The sequence below is a fragment of the Streptomyces zhaozhouensis genome (genome assembly GCF_900230195.1).
GTDB lineage: Bacteria > Actinomycetota > Actinomycetes > Streptomycetales > Streptomycetaceae > Streptomyces > Streptomyces zhaozhouensis.
In genome coordinates, this window is sequence record NZ_OCNE01000007.1 from 140961 (window position 1) to 161380 (window position 20420).

The window sequence follows — 20420 nt, forward strand, 5'->3', positions numbered from 1 at the left end:
GAGCCGGGCTCAGCCGTGCCAGGACCGCCACAGCGCCGCGTAGGCGCCGTCCGCCGCCACCAGCTCGTGATGACTGCCCAGCTCCGTGATCCGGCCGTCCTCGACCACCGCGATCACGTCCGCGTCGTGCGCCGTGTGCAGCCGGTGCGCGATCGCGATGACCGTCCGCCCGTCCAACACCCGCCCCAGCGAGCGCTCCAGGTCGCGCGCCGCCCGCGGGTCGAGCAGCGAGGTCGCCTCGTCCAGCACCAGCGTGTGCGGGTCGGCCAGCACCAGCCGCGCCAGCGCGATCTGCTGCGCCCGCGCCGGCGTCACCGTCAGCGCGCCGGAGCCCACCTCGGTCTCCAGCCCGTCGGGCAGCTCCCGCACCCAGCCGTCGGCGTCCACCGCGCCGAGCGCCTCCCACAACTCGGCGTCCGTCGCGTCCGTCCTGGCCAGCAGCAGATTGTCGCGCAGCGGGCCGACGAAGACATGGTGCTCCTGGTTGACCAGCGCCACCCGCTCCCGCACCCGTTCCGCCGTCATCTCCGACAGCCGCGTCCCGCCCAGCGACACCGATCCCGTGCGGGGACCGTAGATACCGGCCAGCAGCCGTCCCAGCGTCGACTTCCCCGCCCCCGACGGCCCCACCAGCGCCAGCCGGGTGCCGGGCGCCACGTCCAGGCTCACCTCGTGCAGCACGTCCACGTCCGGCAGATAGCCGAACCGCACGCGCTCCGCCAGCAGTTCACGCCCCGCCGGCCGAAGCGCGGCGTCGCCGAGATCCTCCTCGACCTCCCGCACCCCCACCAGCCGTGCCAGCGAGACCCGCGCCACCTGGAGCTCGTCGATCCACCGCAGGATCATCCCCACCGGCTCGATCATCAGCTGCGTCAGCAGCGCGCCCGTCGTCAGCTGCCCCACCGTCAGCCAGTCCTCGAGCACGAACCAGCCGCCGATCATCAGCACCCCGGCCAGCAGCGACGCGTGGTACAGGTTGATCCCGGGGATCAGGACCGACCGCAGCCAGAGCGTGTACTCCTCCCAACGGGTCCACTGGCGCACCCGGAGGTCCGACAGCGCGACGCGCCGCCCCTCCAGCCGGTGCGCCTCGATGGTCCGCCCCGCGTCCACGGTCTCCGCCAGCGCCGCCGCGACGGCCGCGTACCCCGCGGCCTCCGAGCGGTAGCCGGCCGGCGCCCGCCGGAAGTACCAGACACAGACCGCCAGCAGCATCGGCAGCGCCACCAGCAGCGCCAGCGCCAGCGGGGGCGCCGTCACCACCAGGCCGCCCACCAGCAGCCCCGCCCAGACCACGGCGATCGAGATCTGCGGAAGCGCCTCCCGCATCGCCGTGGAGAGCCGGTCCACGTCCGTGTTGATCCGGGCCAGCAGGTCGCCGGTGCCCGCCCGCTCCAGCACCCCCGGCGGCAGCCCCACCGAGCGGACCAGAAAGTCCTCCCGCAGATCCGCCAGCATCCGCTCACCGAGCACCGCGCCGCGCAGCCGCACCATCCGCACGAAGACGGCCTGCACCGCCAGCGCCACGGCGAAGAGCGACAGGTTCCGCGCCAGGTCCAGCTCCCGCTCCCCGTCGGCGAGGGCCTGCACCACACCGCCCAGCACGTAGGGACCCACCATGGAGGCCACCACGGCCGTGGCGTTCACCGCGATCAGGATCGCGAACGCCCGCCGGTGCCGGCGCAGCAGCGCGCGCACATACGTGCGCACCGTCCGGTCCCCGGCGACCGGCAGTGTCGTCGCGTTCTCCGCGTCGGCCGGGTCGTAGGCGGGGGGTGGCACGCCGATCATGCGGACTCCTCGGCAAGTTGAACGGTCTCGGTGTCACGCGTCACGACGGCCCGGTACGCCGGCGCCGCCCGCAGCAGTTCGCGGTGCGGCCCCACGGCCGCCACCGCGCCGTCACGGACGAAGACGACCTCGTCCGCCTGGTCCAGCATCAGCGGGCTCGACGTGAAGACCACGGTCGTGCGCCCGGCGCGCAGCTCCCGAAGCCCCCGCGCGATCCCCGCCTCGGTGTGCGCGTCGACGGCCGACGTGGGCTCGTCGAGCACCAGCACCTCCGGGTCGGTGAGCAGCGAACGCGCCAGCGCCAGCCGCTGCCGCTGGCCGCCCGAGAGCGAACGGGCCCGCTCGGTGAGCACCCCCCGCATCGGCTCCCCGCTGCCGTCCGCCGTCGCCCGGGACAGCGCCTCCAGCACGTCCTGGCAGTGCGCCGCGCGCAGCGCCGCCTCGGCGTCCACCCGCCCGGAGGCCGGCACGTCCAGCAGCTCGGCCAGCGTGCCGGACAGCAGCACCGGGTCCTTGTCCTGCACCAGCACCGCCGCCCGCGCCCGCTCCAACGGGATCTCGTCCAGGGCGACATCCCCCAGCAGCGGGGAGCCCTCCTCGCCCGGCACCGCCGGGTGCCCGCCGAGCCGCTCGGCCAGCCGCTCGGCGTAGTCCGGCGCCCCGCACACGACGGCCGTCAGCCGGCCGCGCACGGCCCGCAGCCCGGTGGCCGGGTCGGTCAGGTCGCCGGTCGGCCCGTCCGGGGGCGCGTCCTGTGACGGGGGCCGCCCGGCCCCCTCGCGCTCCTCCCTGAGCAGCCCCAGCACCCGCACGGCACGGCGCGCCGAGGGACGGGAGAAGGTGAAGGCCATCGCCGTCTCGGTGAACAGACGCAAGGGGAAGAGCAGGAAGGTCACCGCCCCGTAGACGGTCACCAGCTCGCCCGCCCCCAGCCGGCCGTCCCTGGCCAGCGTGGCTCCCTGCCAGACGACCGCTATCAGCAGCAGCCCCGGCATCACGACCTGCACCGCGTCGATCAGCGACCACATGCGGGCGTTGCGCACCGAGGCCGCCCGCATCTCCTGCGACGCCCTGCGGTAGCGGTCCAGGAACAGCTCCTCGCCGCCGATGCCGCGCAGCACCCGCAGCCCCGCCACCGTGTCCGAGGCCAGCTCGGCGGCGCGCCCCGACTTCCCCCGTTCGAACTCCGCCCGCCGGATCGCCGCCGGCAGCAGCGGGAAGACGCTCAGCACCACGGCCGCCACGCCACCGGCGACCAGCAGTCCCAGCCGGGGCTCGTACCAGATCAACCCCCCGCAGACCGAGACGGTGACCACCACGGCGGCCGCGAAACGGGAGAAGGACTCGACAAACCAGCCAATCTTCTCGACGTCCCCCGTGGAGACCTTCACCACCTCGCCGGCCGCCACCCGCCGGGTGAGCACCCCGCCGAGCGCGGCCGTCTGGCGCGCCAGCAACTGCTGCACGCGGGCGGCGGCGGTGATCCAGTTGGTGACGGCCGTGCGGTGCAGCATCGTGTCGGCGAAGGCCATCACCAGCGCGACCACCAACAGGAGCGCGCCGGTCACCAGCAGCCCGCGCCCGGACTCGTCCACCACGGCGTCGATCGCCGTGCCCATCAGCACGGGCAGCGAGGCGATCATGCCCATGTGCAGGGTGCCCCAGCCCAGGGCCTTGGCCTGGCCCCCGAGCTGGCAGCGGAACAGCCAGACCAGAAAACGAAATCCCGACCTCACGTCCGGTCGGCCGGGGTCGGTATGCGGAAGATCGCGAATCTGCATGACATCCCAGAGTCAGTGCGCGTCAGAACTGGACAACCTTGCAAGAGTCCCGGCCGGAGACGTCGAAAATCAACGGGTTTTCCCCGGCTGCCCGGAGCGTGTCACGGCCGTCCCGGCCCGCCCGACATGCCCGTTCCGCGCACCGGGGCCGGGCGCCGCTCCCCGGAAGCGGAAGGAAGTGCGCTGGCTGAAAAGCGATGATTCCGCTTGTGTGTGACGGACTTTCCAGACGCCGGCGTACGCCCCGGGGCGCGAACGCCCTCGCGTGGATGCGATCATGACGTAATGCGCCCAGCTCCAGGCGAGGTCCTGCACTTCTCGGAGGACCCGGACATCCGGATGTTCCGCCCCCATGTCTCCGTCAGCTCCGGATCGTGGGAGGAGCTCGTCTGGGCCGTGGACGCCGAGCGCGCCCCGGACTACTGGTTCCCCCGGCAGTGCCCCAGGGCCATGGTCTGGCTGCGGCCCAGCAGCTCACGGGGCGACCGCCAGCGCCTGATAGGCGACGGCGGCGGCCACCGGGTGCACGCCATCGAGTACGGCTGGCTCTCCCGCTTCCTGGAGGTCGAGTTGTACGCCTACCGGCTGCCGGCCGGTCCCTTCCGGCCGTTCGGCGCCGACGGGCACGCGCTGGTCGCGCGCGAGCGGGTGGAGCCCCTGGGCAAGCCGCTTCCGGTGGGCAATCTGCTGGCCCTGCACCGCCGGGCCGGCATCCAGTTGCGGCTCTACGACAACCTCTGGCCCTTCTGGGACGCGGCCGTCGACAGCAGCCTCGGCCACAGCGCCATCCGGATGCGCAACGCGCGCCCCCGCCCCCAGCCCGCGCGCCGCTCGGGGCCCCCGCACGCGCCCACCGCGATCTCCTGACCCGGAGGCGCGCCCGCGCCGCCGCGCGTTCACGCCCCGAAGACGGCGACGCCGTGATGGCGTCGGGCAACCCTCTTTGTCCGTCCGGGAGTTCACAGGACGGAAGCCGATCGCCTGGACGGGGCCCCCGTGCGCCCACTCCGTTTGAGAAAAGACCGCGCCAACGGTTGACGAGGACATGCTCTGCTTCCACTATGAGGGGCAACCGCAGAGATGGGAGCGCTCCCATTGGTTTCGGGCGCATTTCCCATCTCGGCGGGTCGCCGACCATGGAACGAAAGGGCCGACTCATGCCACCCCGCAGGGCTTCCCCGGTGCGTGTCGACCTCCCGGGTGCCGTGACAGGCGCCCGGGCCGCCCACTCCTCCCCCCGGGGGCGGAGCCGGCCCGCCCCGCGCCGCGCCGACCGGCGTGGTGGCGGATCGTCGACCGCTCCCCGGGGCCCCGGGCTTCGGGAAGTGAACGCGAGCGTCGCGGGCGTCCGGCGCGGAAGGGCGCCGCGAGCAGGCTGAGGAGCCGGGTCGCCGTCGTCAGCGGCGGTGACCGTGACCCGCTGCCCGTCGTGGTGTTGCCGCTCCGGACCCCCTGCGGGAGGGGGTGTCCGGCGGGCCAGTGGGGAGTCGGTCGTTTCGCCCCTGTCGGGGACGGGCGGGGGCGAAACGACCGCGACCAGAGCCCGGTTCCGTCTCCGGGCTCGCACAGGAAGTGAAGTCGGCGGAGGTTCTCGTGTCGTGGAGTGCGTTCCCTCGCTCCAACTCGTCAAGTCAAGGTCTTGACGGGGGCATGGTGTCTCCGCACCATTGAGCTGCCGCCGCCGGGTGGGAGCGCTCCCAGTTCGACCGTCGAGCGCCCCTCGGGTGAACGTCGGTCACCACCCGGCGGCGGTTCACCCCTCGGAACTGGAACGAGCCGCCGATGCCTCCTCGCCCCGAACGCGCGACCGCCCACGCGCGATGCCGCCCGCCCCGCCCCCGGGGGCGCGGGGGCGCCGGGGTGAGGCGCGGGGGCGGCCGCGCCCCCCGATCGTTTCCTGTTCAACCAACTGCTACCGTGCGGGAAGTCGCCCCGAACGCGCTCCCGCGGCGTCGCCCGGATCAGCCGCCGGGCGGTCCCCACCCGGCCCCCGCCGGCCGCGAGGCGCGGCGCGTCCGGGTGCGGGCCCCCCACCTGACGGCCCGTGAGGACGACGCTCCGGCAGGGATCGTCGCACGCACGGCGGTGGTGAGGCCGTGAACGGCGTCGAACCGCGGTCAGCCATACAAGGAGAAGTCCATGGCAGTGCAACAGCCTTCGCGTCCCGTCAGCCTCGCCACCCCGGAGGCCGAGGACGCCGACGTGCCGTCCACGGCGCTCAGAGTGCTGGCGGTCGTCAGGATCGCGACCGGAATGGTGTTCCTGTGGCCGTTCCTCGACAAGGCCCTGGGCCTGGGGTACTCGACGCCCTCGGAGAACGCCTGGGTGCGTGGCGGGTCGCCCGCCGAGGGGTATCTGTCGAGCGTCACGGTCGGGCCGCTGGAGTCCGTCTTCCAGTCCTGGGCCGGTGCGGCCCTCGTGGACTGGCTCTACATGGCCGGCATGGGGGGCCTGGGCGTGGCGCTCGTGCTGGGGATCGGGCTGCGGGTCACGGCGATCGCCGGGCCGCTGCTGATGCTGACGCTCTGGCTCAGCATGTACCCGCCGGCGCGGCACGCCTCCGACGGAACGCCCACGATGTCGACGAACCCGCTCTTCGACCAGCACGTGGTCTACGCGGGGGTCATGGTCGCCGTGGCGCTCTGCTCCGCCGGCCGGGTCTACGGCCTCGGCGGCTGGTGGGAGCGCACGCAGCTGGTGCGCTCCTTCCCGTGGCTGCGCTGACACGCCGTCACGGAAGCGACCGGGCCCCCGTGGCCCGGTCGTCCCCGAACTGCGGGCGCGTGGGGAGAGGATCGAGCCTCCCCACGCGCCCGCGTCATGTCACGGGGCGTTCCCGCGAGGGTGCGTCTCAGAGGTCGACGTCCGAGCACGCGTAGAAGGCGTTCCCGGTGTCGGCGACGTTCCACACGGAGAGGATCAGGTGCCGGCCGGACTTGTCCGGCACGGTGCCCTGGTGGTTCTCCGTCTCGCCCGGCTGCGCGCCGTCCAGCGAGACGCTCAGGAACGGCTCCGGCTCCAGGTCGGCGCGGGTCAGCGGCTGCGTGGGGTCGTAGCTGTCGTTGGTGATGTAGTAGTCGAACGTGGAGGTGCTGTGGCGCACGGTGAACGTCCAGCTGAACGTGGCCGACTGCCCCGGCGTGAGGTCCGTGGCGGGCCAGTCGCCGCCGCGCGGGTCGTCCAGCGGGGCGAACGGCGTGTTGCCGCCCGCGCAGATCGAGCCGTCGGCGGGGCCGGCGCCGGGGAAGCCCTTCGGGCCCTCGACGCTCTGCGGCTCCCACTGGATGGCGCCGCAGTCGCTCACCGCGCCCTCGGCGCACAGCTGCTGACGGCTGGGCGGGGACGTGGTGTAGCCGTGGGCCGAAGCCGTGGTGCTGGTGGCGAACACCGTCGCCACGGCGAGTCCGGCGCCGGTCGCGGCGGTGAGGATCGTCTTTCGCATACTTCGCTCCCGGATGTCGTGGGGGAGGAGCGCTCCTGGGGGGAGTAGCGCGGTCTAGACCAAGGGGGACGTTACTGCGAGCTTTTCGTCATGTCCAGACCAATGAATCGTGAGGGGTGGCCATGTCCATCGCGTCCGTCAGATCCGTCAGTCCCGTCCCGTCCGTCACGCCGGTGAACCGGTCGCGCCCCCGGGGCGGCGAGGCGGCCGGCCCCGACCGGCCCGCGCGCGGCGCCGCCTCGGGCCCCACGACGCTCCGTCAGGTCGCCCGTGCCGCCGACGTGTCCATGGCCACCGTCTCCCGCGTGCTGGCCGGAAACTATCCCGTGGCTCCCCGCACCCGCCAGCGCGTGCTCCGCGCCGTCCGGGAACTCGACTACGTCGCCAACAGCCACGCCCGCGCCCTGCGCGGCCACGCGACCCCCACCGTCGCCCTGGTCCTCGCCGACCTCAGGGACGAGGCCGTCGCGCGGATCGCGCAGGGCGTCGAGGAGGAGGCCGCGCGCCACGGCCGCAGCTGCCTCATCGGCACCACCAGGGGCGACCCGGAGCGCGAGCGCTCCGTGCTGCGCGCGATGCGGCAGCACGGAGCGGGCGCGGTCATCCTCATCGGCGGAGGCGCTCAGGAACGCGGCCACCAGGAGGAGTTATCGGCCATCGCCGGCTCCCTGGCGGCCGCCGGCTCCCGCCTGGTGTTCTGCGGCCGCCCCACCCCGGACGCCGCCACCCCCGCCGCCGTCGTCGAGTACGACAACGAGGGGGGCGCGCACGCCGTCGTCAGCCGGCTGCTGGTGGAGGGCCACCGCCGGGTGCTCTTCCTCGGCCCGGCCGCCGGGTCGACCACGGCCTCCGGCCGACTCGCGGGCTACCGGCGGGCGTTGGCCGACTTCGACCTGCCGTTCCGCCCCGAGCTGGTGGTCGGCGGCGGCCTCGGCCGGGCCGAGGCCCGCGACCGACTCGCCCGCCGGCTGGTCGGCGGCTCCGACTTCACGGCCGTCTTCGCCGTGACCGACAACGCCGCCTCCGGCGCCCTCGCCGCCCTGCGCGAGGCCGGCCTGCGCGTGCCGGACGACGTCTCGCTCGTCGGCTACGGCGACGCCGACTGCGCCACCGACCTGCGGCCTGGGCTGACCACCGTCCACGTTCCCTACACCGAACTGGGCCGCACCGCCGTGCGGTCGGCACTCGGCGAGGACGCGCGCGCCGCTCCGCGCGCGCCGCTCGGCACCCACGTGGTGCTCCGCGAGTCCACCGCCCCGCCGCCGCGCCGCCGCCCCGGCTGAGAGGCGGGCGGCACCGCCGGACCGGCGGTGCCGCCCGTCACCTCCCCAGCACCGCCATCGCCGCGTTGTGGCCGCCGACCCCGCTGACCCCGCCGCCGCGCACCGCGCCCGCGCCGCACAGCAGCACGTTGCGGTGCCCGGTCGCCACGCCCCACCGCTCCGCCTGGTCCGCCGGCTCCCCCTCCTCCGCGCGGTGGGGGAAGGCCAGGTCGCCGTGGAAGATGTGGCCGCCCGGCAGCCGCAGCTCGTCCTCCAGGTCGCCCGGGGTCCGCACCTCAAGGCACGGGCGCCCGTCGGCGTCCACGGCCAGGCAGTCGGCCAGCGGCTCCGCGAGGTGGGTGTCCAACGCCGCGAGCGCGTCGGCCACCAGCCGCTCGCGCGTCCGCTCCCGGTCCGCCGGGTCGCCGGAGAAGAGCCGCGCCGGGGTGTGCAGCCCGAAGAGCGTCATCGTGTGGTATCCGTCGGCCGCCAGCGCGGGGGAGAGGATCGTCGGGTCGGTCAGCGAGTGGCAGTACACCTCGCTCGGCGGCACGGTCGGCGGCCTCCCGGCCGCCGCCTCGCGGTAGGCCGTCTCCAACTCGGCGTAGCCCTCGGCCACATGGAAGGTCCCCGCGAACGCCTCCCTCGGGTCCACGGCCGGGTCGCGCAGCGCCGGCAGGCGGCGCAGCAGCATGTTCACCTTCAGCTGGGAGCCCTCGGGCGCCGGCGGCCCGGGTTCGCCCAGCAGCCGGGCCAGTTCGCTCGGCGAGGCGTTGACCAGCACCGTCCCGGCCCCCAGCACGCCCTCGCCGGCGTCCGTCCGCCACGCCACCTCGGCTCCCCGCCCGTCCGTGGCGATCCCCGTCACCTCGTGGCCCGTGGCGATCTCCGCCCCGGCGGCGACCGCCGCCTCCAGCAGCGCACCCGTCACCGCGCCCATCCCGCCCACGGGCACGTCCCAGTCGCCGCTGCCCTGGCCGATCACGTGGTAGAGGAAGCAGCGGTTCTGCGCCAGCGACGGGTCGTGGGCGTGCGCGAAGGTGCCGATCAACGCGTCGGTGAGTACCACACCGCGCACCAGGTCGTCGGCGAAGGTCTCCTCCACGGTCTCGCCCAGCGGGCGCTCGAAGACCGCCGACCAGACCGCCTCGTCCGCCACCCTGGCCCGCAGCTCCGCGCGGCTGGGCAGCGGTTCCGTCAGCGTCGGGAACACCCGACCGGCAAGCCGCCCCGTGCGGGCGTAGAATGCGCGCCAGGCGACGTACTCCCGTTCGTCGCCGGTCAGCCGCGTGAACGACGTGCGCACCCGCTCCTCCCCGTCGCCGACGAGCAGTCCCGTCGGGGCGCCGTCCCGCACCGTCGGCGTGTAGGAGGCGAACGGGCGCCGCCGCAGTTCGAGCCGCAGCCCCAGGTCCTGGACGACGCGCCGCGGCAGCAGGCTGACCAGGTAGGCGAACCGCGACAGCCGGGCCGCGACCCCGGGGAACGGCGTGCCGGAGACGGCGGCGCCCCCGGCGGCGTCGAGCCGCTCCAGCACCGCCACCCGGCGGCCGGCCCCGGCCAGATAGGCGGCGGCGACCAGTCCGTTGTGGCCGCCGCCCACGATCACCACGTCATACCGCGAACGACTGGGCATGGCTCTTGGTAACACGGCCGCCGTCGTCGGGCCAGCCGCCCGACCGCGCCCGGGAGCGGTCGTACGCTGGTGGATCGCCCTCCGCCCCCGGCTCCCCGACGCGGACGCCGGGGAACCGTCACACCGTCGAAGGAGCCCATTGCCCCACCTCGCACCCCCGGCGCCGACCACCCCCGCGACAGGTGACGACGCCGAACCCAAGCCTCCGCCACAGCTCCGTCGCATCCTCCGCCTCTTCACCCCCTACCGCGGTCGCCTCGCCCTCGTGGGGCTGCTGGTGGGCGCGTCCTCCCTGGTCGCGGTCGCCTCCCCGTTCCTCCTCCGCGAGATCATCGACGTGGCGCTGCCCGAGCGGCGCACCGGGCTGCTCACCGCCCTGGCGCTCGGCATGGTCGCCGCGACCCTGGTCAGCAGCGTCTTCGGCGTCCTCCAGACCCTGATCTCCACCACCGTGGGCCAGCGGGTGATGCACGACCTGCGCACCGGCGTCTACGGCAAGCTCCAGCAGATGCCGCTGGCGTTCTTCACCCGGACCCGCACCGGCGAGGTCCAGTCCCGGATCGCCGGCGACATCGGCGGGATGCAGGCGACCGTCACCTCGACGGCGACCTCCCTGGTCTCCAACCTCACGGCCGTGACCGCCACCCTCGTCGCCATGGTCGCGCTGGACTGGCGGCTGACGCTGGTCTCCGTGGCGCTGCTGCCGTTCTTCGTCTGGATCGCCCGCCGGGTCGGCCGGGAGCGCAAGCGGATCACCGCCCGCCGCCAGGGGCAGATGGCCGGCATGGCCGCGATGGTCACCGAGTCGCTGTCCGTCAGCGGCATCCTGCTCGGCCGCACGATGGGGCGGGCGGAGACGCTCACCGAACGCTTCTCCGCGGAGTCGGAGAAGCTGGTCGCCCTGGAGGTGCGCGCCAGCATGGCGGGGCGGTGGCGGATGGCCACCATCGGCATGATCATGGGCGCCATCCCGCCGCTCCTCTACTGGTCCGCCGGCGCCCTGGCCCAACTCGGCGGGAACCCGCCGTCGATCGGCACCCTGGTGGCCTTCGTCGGCCTGCAACAGGGCCTGTTGCGCCCCGCCACCTCGCTGCTCTCCACCGGCGTCGACATCCAGGCGTCGCTCGCCCTCTTCCAACGCGTCTTCGAGTACCTCGACCTCCCGGTGGACATCACCGAACGTCCGAAGCCCGTGACGCTGGAACGCCCGCGCGGCGAGGTCGCCTTCGAGCACGTCACCTTCCGCTACGACCCGGCCGCCCGGCCCACCCTCGACGACGTCGACCTCACGGTGCCCGCCGGCAGCTCGCTCGCCGTGGTCGGCGCGACGGGTGCGGGCAAGTCCACCCTCGGCTACCTGGTGCCCCGGCTCTACGACGTCACCGGCGGGCGGGTCACCCTCGACGGTGTCGACGTGCGCGACCTGTCGTTCGCGTCGCTGGCCAGCACGGTGGGCGTGGTCTCGCAGGAGACCTATCTGCTCCACGCGTCGATCGCCGAGAACCTGCGGTTCGCCAAGCCGGACGCCACCCAGGGCGAGCTGGAGGAGGCCGCCCGCGCCGCCCAGATCCACGACCACATCGCGGCGCTGCCCGACGGGTACGCGACGGTGGTGGGGGAGCGGGGCTACCGCTTCTCCGGCGGGGAGAAGCAGCGCCTGGCGCTGGCCCGCACCATCCTGCGCGACCCGCCGGTGCTGGTGCTGGACGAGGCGACCAGCGCCCTGGACACCCGCACCGAGCACGCCGTGCAGCGCGCGATCGACGCGCTCGCCGCCGGCCGCACGGTGATCACCATCGCGCACCGGCTCTCCACGGTCCGGGACGCCGACCAGATCGTGCTGCTGGACGGCGGCCGCGTCCTCGAACGCGGCACCCACGAGCAGCTGTTGGCACTCGACGGCCGCTACGCCGCGCTGGTCGCCCGCGAGACGACGCCCGGCGGGACGGCGCCCGGCGGGACGGCGCCCGGCGAGGCGGCGAGCGGCGGTGCCGCCGCCCGACGGGACGGCCCCAGCGTGGAGTTGACCCCCTGACGCTCCTTGCCCCCTTGCCGTTCGCCCCCGAGGGCGGGCCCCCACCCCCTGCGGGGCCGCTCAGGCCCCCGGCGCCGGGGTCGCGGAGTCGATCAGACCCTGGAGCGTGGCCCGGGTGCTCGTGAGCGCGGCGATCCGCTCGTCGTGGGCGCGCAGGTGGTCCACCAGCAGGGGCACCGCGCACGGGTCGAGCCGGTCGTGTTCGCGGACGCAGGTGAGCAGCTCGTGGAGTACCCGTGCGGGGAGCCCGGCGGAGAGCAGCACCCGGATGTGCCGGACCTGCTCGACGGCGGAGGGGGCGAAGAGCCGCTGACCGGTCGATGAACGCGTGGCCTCGATCAGACCCAGGTTCTCGTAGTGGCGCACCATGCGCGGGCTCGCCCCGGTGCGTGCGGCGAGCTCACCGACGCGGAGACGGGCGTTCTCCGAGCTTGCCCTTGCCACCGGTGTCAACTCCTATGGTCGCCGCCATGATGTTCTCGCTCACCCAGTTCAATGGTAGGCCGGCCACCGTCGAGGACCTGGCTCCTTTGGCCTTCGCCGGCCACGCCCACTTCACCGCCTTCCAGGTTCGCGACCACGCCGTCCGGGGGCTGGATCTCCACCTCGACCGCCTGCGCACAGCCAGCGACACGCTCTTCGGCCGGAGCCTCCCGGACGAACGGATCACCGCCTATCTGCGTGCCGCGCTCGAAACCGCGGGCCCCGACTGCTCGTTGACGTGCTACCTGACCACACGCCCCGGGGAGTTCGCGCTGGCCGGGGATGCCGCCGTGCTCGACGTGCTCGTCAGGGCCACCGACCCGGTGCGGGCCCCGGTGGGCCCGGTCGCGCTCGACCTGGTACGGCACGAGCGCCACCTGCCGGGGGTCAAGCACGTGGGTGAGGTGGCCAAAACCCGTTTCATGCGACGGGCTCACGCGAACGGGTTCGACGACGCGGCCTTCGAGGACCGCACCGGCCGACTCAGCGAGGCGACCATCTGGAACCTCGCGTTCTGGGACGGCGAGTCCGTGATCTGGCCCGACGCGGACCGGCTGCCCGGAGTGACCATGCGGATACTGAGTCGCCGCCTGCGCGCCCGTGGTGTGCCCCAGCGGACCCGCGCGGTCCGCCGCGCCGACCTCGACGGGCTCGCCGCCGTGGTGATGAACTCGTGGTCGCCCGGCGTTCCCGTCTCCCGTATCGGGGACCGGAGGCTGGTCGACGACCCGGCGTTCGTCACGCTCCTCGGTGACGCCTACGCCGACGAGCCGCCGACGCGACCCTGAGAGCGGGGTCTGTCGGCCGCGGGCCGCCGCCCCCGCCGCGGCGCGTTCAGCGCAGCCGGCCGGCGGCCGCGAGGTCGTCGAGGACCGCGTGGTCGACGGGCGCGGTGCGCTCCCGGTCGGCGAGGGTCAGCCAGGCGATCTCCTCGATCTCGCTGCTGGCCGTGAGCGTGCCGGTGTAGTCGGCGGTGTAGCAGGCCATGGTGACCAGCGTCCCCTCCGGATGCCCGTGCGCCTGCGCGGTGTAGGTCCCGACGTGGCGCGCGGTGGCCGGATCGATGGCGACCGTCAGCTCCTCGCGCACCTCCCGGCTGAGCGTCTCCAGATCGCTCTCGCCCGGGGCACGCTTGCCACCGGGAATGTAGAACACATCCTTTCCCTTAGAACGTGCGCCCAGAATCCTCCCCTCCTCCAGGTGCACCCATGCCACGGTGTCGATCGTCGTGCTCACCGTCTCCCGCCCTCCGGCCGTCGTCGTCCCGCCCCGCGGCAGCGCGGGGCGGCGGCGGGACGATGGTGCCACGGGCCGGGGCCGTCGAACGCGGCGGGCCGCCTCAGCGGACGGTGGGGCGCACCGCGGCCCGCCGTTCTGGCGGGAAGACGCAGAACTCGTTGCCCTCGGGGTCGGACAGCACGTCCCAGCCGTCGCCGGGCCCCGCGCCGCGCCGGAGCAAAGTGGCGCCCATGGCCAGCAGTTCCTCGGTGTCGCCCCGGACGTCGAAGTGCATCCGGTTCTTGCCCGACGTGGGCGCGGCCACCGGGTTCAGCCAGATCGAGGGCCCCTCGCCGAGCGGGTCGCGGATGTGCACCGGCCACTGGGGCGGCCAGGGGCCGTCCTCCCCCGCGGGATGGCGCCGTTCGTACCCCAGCGCCGCGCACCACCAGTCGGCGAGCGCCTGGTGGTCGACGGCGTCGAGCGCCAGCTCCTTGAACCGCGCCGGCGGCACGGGGCGCTCAGTCCGTCAGGTCGCCCTGGGCGACCACGTGCTCGGGCCTGATCCGCACCAGCATCTCCCCGGGGGCCGCGTTGCGCTCCCCGAACTCCGCGGCGCGCTCCTCGCCCATGTAGCGGGCGGCGATCCTGGTCGCCCACGCGCGCAGCTGCCCGGCGTCCTCGCCGCACTCGGCCCGGCCGCGCAGCAGGACGAACGCGAAGGGCTCGCGCTCCTCATCCACGCAGAACGCGACCCGCCCGTCACGTGCAAGGTTGTTCCCCTTGACCGTGTTCCGGCCGGTGGTCAGCACCACCTCGTCGCCGTCCAGCACGAACCAGACCGGCGCGACATGGGGGCTGCCGTCCTCGCGCACGGTCGACAGCTTGCCGGTCCTGGTGCCCGCGGCGAGGAAGGCCCGCCACTCACTCCGCTCCATCGTGTGCGCCATACGTCCATCGTGGGGGATCCTCCGGGACGCGGCCACCGGCGGGCAGGCCGTGCGGGTGAGCGGAGGCCAGCAGCCGCTCGGGGCCGGTGCCCACCCGCACCGAGAGCCAGAAGTCCTCGCCGCCGTCGTGGCGCCCCGGCTCGAAGGCGACATGGGCGAATCCCGCGTCCGGGGTCGCCGAGGCGGCCAGCCGGGCCAGCTCGGACTCCACCGCGGCCCACTCCTCCAGCGGGACGTACTGGCGCATCACCGAGTGCCACACCACCGTCCAGGTGCCGGGCTCCACGTCGAGGGTGGAGAGGAACTCGGCCGCGCCCGAGCCCTGGACCGTCGCCGGCACCTTGGCCGCTATCCGCAACGCGCCCTCCAGCCGCTCCATCCGCGCGCGCTGGTCGGGCCAGACGTAGGCGCGCAGGGTCAGCGAGCCCTCGGCCGACAGCGGGTCGATCGGCGAGGGGTCGCAGCCGCGTCGCTCCACGATCCGCAGCGCCTGGTGGCGCTCCGCGCCGGCGCGCAGCCACGCCGGCACCTCGGGCGCCCAGGTGTCGGTCAGCCGCACCGCCGAGTCCGGCGGCCCCCAGGAGAAGCCGTCCGCCTCGTAGCGGAACTGCTCGGCGCGCAGGTTCAGTCCGCCGCTCGACCCCAGCTCGAAGAGGCGCACCGGCGTCTGCGGCGTGGGAACGGTGTGCAGCAGCGCGGCGATCAGCAGGTGGGAGCGGCCGACCTCGTTGGTCTGCGGCGGCCTGGCCAGCCAGTCCCGCAGCCAGTAGCGCTCCTCGGAGAGCGCGGCCCGAAGCGCCGGCCAGGCCGCGTCCGGGCGCGCGGGGTCGAACGTGCCGCCGGCGCTGGGCAGGTGCGCCGCCAGCTCGGGGGCGCGACCGGTCAGCGCGAGCGCGTGGGCGCCGCCCAGCAGCCGCAGCGGCAGCACGTCGTCCACGGCCGCGTCCTCGTAGCCCGCGACCGCGTCGACGCTCGGCCCGTCCTGCTCGATGTCCCGCGCGATCCGCTCCAGCAGCGCCGCGTAGAGCGGCGAGCCTTGGCGACCGCAGGACCCCGCCTGCTGGCGAAAGACCCGGGCAACGTGTTCACGGGGCATCGGTACTCCTTTTTGGGGGTCGCCAAGATCATGGGGTCCGTCGGGGTCCGAAGGGAAGGGGCATCGGGACAGGAGACCCGCAGGAAGGGCCTGCTCGTACTCCTGTGCCCCAATTGCCGGTGATCATGGCAACCCCGAACCGGGCCCCCGCGGGCGCACACGGGTCGGATGGTAAGCGCCTTCTACGATGGCGGCATGAGTGTTGAGCGCATCCTCGTCTACAGCCGCACCACCGGGTTCCGGCACGACTCCATCCCGGCCGGCGTCGCCGCGTTCCGCGAGCTGGGCGCCGAGGCCGGCCTGACCGTGACCGCGACCGAGGACCCCGAGGAGCTGGCCGCCGGCCTGCCCGGCGCGCGCGCCGTCGTGTTCCTCTCCACCAGCGGCGAGGTCCTCACCGACGAGGGGCGGCGGGCGCTGCGCGCGTTCCTCGCCGACGGCGGCGGGTTCCTCGGCGTGCACGGCGCCTCCACCACCGAGTACGACTGGCCCTGGTTCGGCACCGACGTGGTGGGCGCCGTCTTCGACGGCCACCCCGCCCTCCAGCCCGGGGTGGTCGCCGTCGAGGACCACGACCACCCGGCCACCGCCCACCTGCCGGCCCGCTGGGAGTTCGTCGACGAGTGGTACAACTTCACCAGCAACCCGCGCCCCCGCGTCCGGGTGCTGGCCACCGCCGACGAGACCAGCTACGAGGGCGGCGGCATGGGCGCCGACCACCCGCTGGTCTGGTGCCACGAACGGGCCGGCGGCAGGTCGTTCTACACCGCCCTCGGCCACACCTCCGAGTCGTTCACCGACCCCGCCTTCCGCGCGCATCTGCGCGGCGGGCTGCGCTGGGTGCTCAACACGCCTGGCGTTAAGTCGAGTTGACCCCGCCCCGGGGAACGCTGCCACGATGGGCGCCATGTCCGTGCTCACCCGTGTCCGGGGCGACATCACCGCCCAACGAGTCGACGCCGTCGTCAACGCGGCCAACTCCTCCCTGCTCGGCGGCGGGGGAGTGGACGGCGCGATCCACCGGGCCGGCGGCCCCGAGATCCTGGCGGCCTGCCGCGACCTGCGCGCCGGCCACCTCGGCGGCGGGCTGCCCACCGGCGAGGCCGTGGCCACCACCGCCGGCCGGCTGCCGGCCCGCTGGGTCATCCACACGGTCGGCCCCGTCCACTCCGCGACCGAGGACCGCTCCGCGCTGCTGACCTCCTGCTACCGCTCGTCGCTGCGGATCGCCCAGGAGCTGGGCGCCCGCACGGTCGCCATGCCAGCGGTCTCCACCGGGGTCTACGGCTGGCCCCTGGACGACGCCGCCCGCCTCGCGGTGGCGGCCGCCCACGAGGCGGCGGCGGGCGGCGCCTTCGACGAACTGCGGTTCGTGCTCTTCGACGAGCGGGCGTACCGGGCGTTCGACGCGGTCGCCCCGCGCGACTGAGCCCGGCCCGGCGCGCCGGGCCGGGCTCAGTCCGGGGGGACCAGCTCCGCGGCGCGCCGGGCGGCCGTCGCGGGCAGCGGGTCGTCGGGGGCGTCGGCCAGCAGGTCAAGGACGGTGTCCGCCAGCTTGATGACGTGTTCGTCGCCGTGCTCGGCGGCCCGCGCGAACACCTCCCGCGCCCCGGTCTCGGCCGGCTCCACCGGCTCCGGGCCGCCGTCCGGGGCGTACGCGGCGACCACCGCCGCGCTCGCCGACCAGGCCGCCGCCACGCTCGGCCGCCACAGCGCGGGCGGCAGCGCCGGAAGCACCCGCAGCACCGCGTTGGGCGCCGTCACGGCGTGCACCAGCATCACCGGCTCGCCCCGCGCGTGCCCCGCGTAGTACCCGGCCGCCGCGCGCACCAGCTCGGCCAGCGCCGCCCGCGCCTGTCCCGGTTCCCCGGGCGGCGTCCCCGGCCACGCGGGCAGCCGCGTCAACTGCCCCAGCCGGTGGCCGATCCCGCCCGAACGGTCCGCGACCGGCTCCACCGAGGCCAACGCCCCCGCCGCGCCCGCCGCCACCGGCGCCCCGACGACGCCGGACGGCAGCGGCTGGTGCCGCGCCGCCCAGTACCCCAGCCCCTCGGCCAGCTCGGCGAGCCTCGCCGCCGAGGCCCCGTCGGCCAGCAGCGCCCGCACGGCGTGCCCGACGCGGATGACCGGATGCGTCGCCCCGCCCGCGATCCCCGGCAGCAGCCTCGGCCACCACACCGTCAGCACCTCGGGCCAGGGCCGCTCCGCCAGCCGCTCACCGAAGTACCGCGCCCAGTCCGTCAGATACCGGGCGTCGCCCAGCCGTTCGCGCCAGTCGGCCTCCGTGATCCGGCCGCTCCCGGCCGGCCGGTCCTCCAACTTCTCCCGGTAGGAGTCGATCCACCGGTGCACCCGGGCGCCCTGCCCGTGCCGCACCAGCGCCTCGACCGCCATCGGCGCGTGGTTGCTGAGCCAGCCGCGGTACTCGGGGCCCGCCCGGTGCAGCCGCTCCCACGCCTCGTCCAGCACGCCGTCCCGCGCCCGCCGCGCCCCGCCCGTGTCGTGCCCGCCCGTGTCGTCCATGCGCGGCACGCTACGGACCCGCGCCGGGCGCGGGCATCGGCCGCGGGACCGGACGCCGCGCGGTCCCTCGGGCCTACTCCTCCAGGAGGACCACGTCCAGCCGGCGCGGCCCGTGCACGCCCTCCACCCGGTCCAGCTCGATGTCGCTGGTCGCCGAGGGGCCCGAGATCCAGGTCAGCGGGCGCGCCGGATCGAGCCGCCGCAGCCCCTGCGGCACCGAGTCCACCACCTGGTCCGGGACGACCACCACGCACACGTGATGGTCCGGCACCAGCGTGATCCGCCGCCGCCCCTGGTCCGGGCCGGCGTCCAGCACCACCGTGCCGGTCTCCGCGATCGCCACCGCGCAGCCCGTCACCACGCTGTCCACCCCGTCCAGCCGGCGCGCGGTGTCCGCCGCCTCGTCGGGGACCCGGCGCACCTCCCGCGGCACCTCGGCCAGCCACTCGGGCGGCAGCCCGGCCGGCACCACCACGCTGGCCGCGCCGCGCTCCGCCAGCAGCCGCGCCACCAGCCCCGGCAGCTCCTCGGGCGTCGAACGGTGCACCAGCGCCCGGTAGTCGGCGAGGTTCTCCGCCAGCAGCCCGACCGCGTCGGCAGGTTGATGGCTGTCGAGATAGCCGCGCTCCAGCGGCTCCCGTTCCGGGTCCTCCTCGCGCGGCACGTCGGCCAACGCCCGACGCACCCGCCCCAGCACCACCTCGCGCGCGTTCACCGGCCCGCCTCCCCGCTCTCGCCCCTGGTCCTGCGCCACCACGAACGGAACGACTCCGGCGGCAGCGGCGGCATGTCCCGCGTCCGCGACCACGCCGCGCCCGGCCCCGGGAGCCGGCGCGGCTGGAGGCGCCGCATCCGCCCCGCGACCCGCTGCCCCGCGCGCAGCGCGCCCGGATGGTCCAGCGCCCAGCGCGCCGCCCGCATCGCGGCCCGCTCCGCCGCGTGCCCGCGCGCCGGCCGGATCCGCACCCGGCTGCCGCGGACCGTCGCCTCGCCGCCCTCCACGACCCGCTCCCGCAGCCGCACCAGCACCTCGGGGATGTCGATCGCGACCGGGCAGACCTCGTAGCACGCCCCGCACAGCGACGAGGCGTACGGCAGCGAGGCGTCCAACACCGTGTCCACGCCTCGCAGTTGCGGCGTGAGGATGGCGCCGATCGGCCCCGGGTAGGCCGAGCCGTAGGCGTGCCCGCCGGCCCGCTCGTAGACCGGGCACACGTTCAGACAGGCCGAACACCGGATGCAGCGCAACGCCTGCCGTCCCACCTCGTCGGCGAGCGTGTCCGTGCGCCCGTTGTCCACCAGCACCAGATGGAACGTCGAGGGGCCGTCCCCGTCGGAGGTGCCCGTCCACATCGAGGTGTACGGGTTCATCCGCTCCGCCGTCGACGAGCGCGGCAGCAACTGGAGGAAGACCTCCAGGTCCCGCCAGGTCGGCACCACCTTCTCGATGCCGACGACCGAGATCAGCGTCTCCGGCAGCGTCAGGCACATCCGCCCGTTGCCCTCGGACTCGACCACCACCATCGTGCCGGTCTCCGCCACCATGAAGTTGGCGCCCGAGATCCCGACCTTCGCGTCCAGGAACTTCTGCCGCAGATGCAGCCGCGCCGCCTCCGCCAGGTCCGCAGGCTCGTCCGTCAGGCCCTCCGGCGCCGGCCGGCCCCACTCGCCCATCCGCTCGGTGAAGATGTCCCGGATCTCCCGCCGGTTCCGGTGGATCGCCGGCACCAGGATGTGGCTGGGCAGGTCGTCGCCCAACTGCACGATCAGCTCCGCCAGGTCCGTCTCGAACGCCCGCACCCCGGCCCGCTCCAGCGCCGCGTTCAGCCCCAGCTCCTGGGTGGCCATCGACTTGACCTTGACGACCTCGCGCTCCCCGGTCTGAAGGACCAGGCGCGTCACGATCTCGTTGGCCTGCGCGGCGTCGGCCGCCCAGTGCACCTGTCCGCCGGCGGCCGTGACCGCCGCCTCCAACCGCTCCAGATAGCTGTCCAGATGACGCAGTGTCCGGTCCTTGATCGCGGCACCCGCCGCCCGCAGCTCCGCCCAGTCCGGCAGCTCGGCCACCGCGCGCGCCCGCTTGTCGCGGATGGTGTGCGTGGCGTGCGTCAGGTTCGCCCGCAGCCGCTCGTCCCGCGTGGCCGCCTCCGCGGCCCGGGGGAACGCCGGCATCCCCAGATACGTCCCACCGCTCATACCGCCG

The 20420-nt window shown here is 74.7% G+C and carries 19 protein-coding genes; 7 read left to right on the forward strand and 12 right to left on the reverse strand.

The annotated features are described in order from the left end of the window. Window positions 1-9: 9 nt before the first annotated feature. Together CRP51_RS12600 and CRP51_RS12605 are read right to left on the reverse strand one after the other, a co-directional pair. Window positions 10-1791 carry an ABC transporter ATP-binding protein gene (locus CRP51_RS12600; RefSeq protein ID WP_097231202.1) on the reverse strand — a complete coding sequence of 594 codons (1782 nt, stop codon included), beginning with the start codon at window positions 1789-1791 and terminating at the stop codon, window positions 10-12. Further along, complete coding sequence (locus CRP51_RS12605; RefSeq protein WP_097231203.1) at window positions 1788-3572, reverse strand: ABC transporter transmembrane domain-containing protein; 1785 nt, start codon at window positions 3570-3572, stop codon at window positions 1788-1790. Before CRP51_RS12605 ends, CRP51_RS12600 begins: the two co-directional genes overlap by 4 nt. A 285-nt stretch (window positions 3573-3857) precedes the next feature. Here CRP51_RS12605 and CRP51_RS12610 point away from each other — a divergent pair, with 285 nt between their 5' ends. Together CRP51_RS12610 and CRP51_RS12615 are read left to right on the forward strand one after the other, a co-directional pair. Continuing rightward, entirely contained in the window at window positions 3858-4439 is a 582-nt protein-coding gene (locus CRP51_RS12610; RefSeq protein WP_097231204.1) for a DUF6886 family protein, read from the forward strand. 1272 nt (window positions 4440-5711) lie between these two features. After that, entirely contained in the window at window positions 5712-6296 is a 585-nt protein-coding gene (locus CRP51_RS12615; protein ID WP_097231205.1) for a hypothetical protein, read from the forward strand. Between the two features lie 127 nt (window positions 6297-6423). On the opposite strand, the gene CRP51_RS12620 is transcribed toward CRP51_RS12615, so the two are convergent. Then, complete coding sequence (locus CRP51_RS12620) at window positions 6424-7014, reverse strand: lytic polysaccharide monooxygenase auxiliary activity family 9 protein (RefSeq protein ID WP_097231206.1); 591 nt, start codon at window positions 7012-7014, stop codon at window positions 6424-6426. Between the two features lie 122 nt (window positions 7015-7136). Between CRP51_RS12620 and CRP51_RS12625 the strand changes: the two genes are divergently transcribed. Beyond that, complete coding sequence (locus CRP51_RS12625) at window positions 7137-8297, forward strand: LacI family DNA-binding transcriptional regulator (RefSeq protein WP_097231207.1); 1161 nt, start codon at window positions 7137-7139, stop codon at window positions 8295-8297. A gap of 37 nt (window positions 8298-8334) precedes the next feature. Here the strand turns inward: CRP51_RS12625 and CRP51_RS12630 are convergent, their stop codons facing one another. Further along, window positions 8335-9912 carry a phytoene desaturase family protein gene (locus CRP51_RS12630; RefSeq protein ID WP_097231208.1) on the reverse strand — a complete coding sequence of 526 codons (1578 nt, stop codon included), beginning with the start codon at window positions 9910-9912 and terminating at the stop codon, window positions 8335-8337. A gap of 139 nt (window positions 9913-10051) precedes the next feature. Here CRP51_RS12630 and CRP51_RS12635 point away from each other — a divergent pair, with 139 nt between their 5' ends. Then, window positions 10052-11947 (forward strand): ABC transporter ATP-binding protein, encoded by a 1896-nt coding sequence (locus CRP51_RS12635; protein WP_097231209.1) that lies wholly within the window; start codon window positions 10052-10054, stop codon window positions 11945-11947. 60 nt (window positions 11948-12007) lie between these two features. Here the strand turns inward: CRP51_RS12635 and CRP51_RS12640 are convergent, their stop codons facing one another. Beyond that, a complete protein-coding gene (locus CRP51_RS12640; RefSeq protein ID WP_097231210.1) occupies window positions 12008-12391 on the reverse strand; it encodes a MerR family transcriptional regulator in 384 nt (127 codons plus the stop codon). Between the two features lie 26 nt (window positions 12392-12417). On the opposite strand from CRP51_RS12640, the gene CRP51_RS12645 reads away from it, so the two are divergent. Then, window positions 12418-13218: an aminotransferase class IV family protein gene (locus tag CRP51_RS12645; protein WP_097231326.1), complete on the forward strand. Its 801-nt coding sequence runs from the start codon at window positions 12418-12420 to the stop codon at window positions 13216-13218. A gap of 46 nt (window positions 13219-13264) precedes the next feature. Here CRP51_RS12645 and CRP51_RS12650 read toward each other — a convergent pair whose 3' ends face one another. The 4 genes from CRP51_RS12650 to CRP51_RS12665 form a co-directional block, all read right to left on the reverse strand. Continuing rightward, complete coding sequence (locus CRP51_RS12650; RefSeq protein ID WP_097231212.1) at window positions 13265-13666, reverse strand: NUDIX hydrolase; 402 nt, start codon at window positions 13664-13666, stop codon at window positions 13265-13267. A gap of 103 nt (window positions 13667-13769) precedes the next feature. Further along, window positions 13770-14162, reverse strand: coding sequence for a VOC family protein (locus CRP51_RS12655; RefSeq protein ID WP_097231214.1), 393 nt, complete (start codon window positions 14160-14162; stop codon window positions 13770-13772). Between the two features lie 7 nt (window positions 14163-14169). Then, on the reverse strand, window positions 14170-14598 hold the full coding sequence (locus tag CRP51_RS12660; RefSeq protein ID WP_245880545.1) for a PPOX class F420-dependent oxidoreductase: 429 nt from the start codon (window positions 14596-14598) through the stop codon (window positions 14170-14172). Continuing rightward, window positions 14573-15694 carry a DUF2332 domain-containing protein gene (locus tag CRP51_RS12665; RefSeq protein ID WP_097231215.1) on the reverse strand — a complete coding sequence of 374 codons (1122 nt, stop codon included), beginning with the start codon at window positions 15692-15694 and terminating at the stop codon, window positions 14573-14575. Before CRP51_RS12665 ends, CRP51_RS12660 begins: the two co-directional genes overlap by 26 nt. A gap of 195 nt (window positions 15695-15889) precedes the next feature. Here CRP51_RS12665 and CRP51_RS12670 point away from each other — a divergent pair, with 195 nt between their 5' ends. Together CRP51_RS12670 and CRP51_RS12675 are read left to right on the forward strand one after the other, a co-directional pair. Next, complete coding sequence (locus tag CRP51_RS12670) at window positions 15890-16567, forward strand: ThuA domain-containing protein (protein ID WP_097231217.1); 678 nt, start codon at window positions 15890-15892, stop codon at window positions 16565-16567. A 34-nt stretch (window positions 16568-16601) separates the two neighbouring features. After that, window positions 16602-17123, forward strand: a complete 522-nt coding sequence (locus tag CRP51_RS12675) for an O-acetyl-ADP-ribose deacetylase (protein ID WP_097231328.1) — start codon at window positions 16602-16604, stop codon at window positions 17121-17123. A 26-nt stretch (window positions 17124-17149) separates the two neighbouring features. Here the strand turns inward: CRP51_RS12675 and CRP51_RS12680 are convergent, their stop codons facing one another. The 3 genes from CRP51_RS12680 to CRP51_RS12690 form a co-directional block, all read right to left on the reverse strand. Further along, complete coding sequence (locus tag CRP51_RS12680; protein WP_097231218.1) at window positions 17150-18217, reverse strand: questin oxidase family protein; 1068 nt, start codon at window positions 18215-18217, stop codon at window positions 17150-17152. A 73-nt stretch (window positions 18218-18290) separates the two neighbouring features. After that, window positions 18291-18932: a LutC/YkgG family protein gene (locus CRP51_RS12685; RefSeq protein WP_097231329.1), complete on the reverse strand. Its 642-nt coding sequence runs from the start codon at window positions 18930-18932 to the stop codon at window positions 18291-18293. After that, window positions 18929-20413, reverse strand: a complete 1485-nt coding sequence (locus CRP51_RS12690) for a lactate utilization protein B (protein WP_097231219.1) — start codon at window positions 20411-20413, stop codon at window positions 18929-18931. Before CRP51_RS12690 ends, CRP51_RS12685 begins: the two co-directional genes overlap by 4 nt. Window positions 20414-20420: the final 7 nt, after the last annotated feature.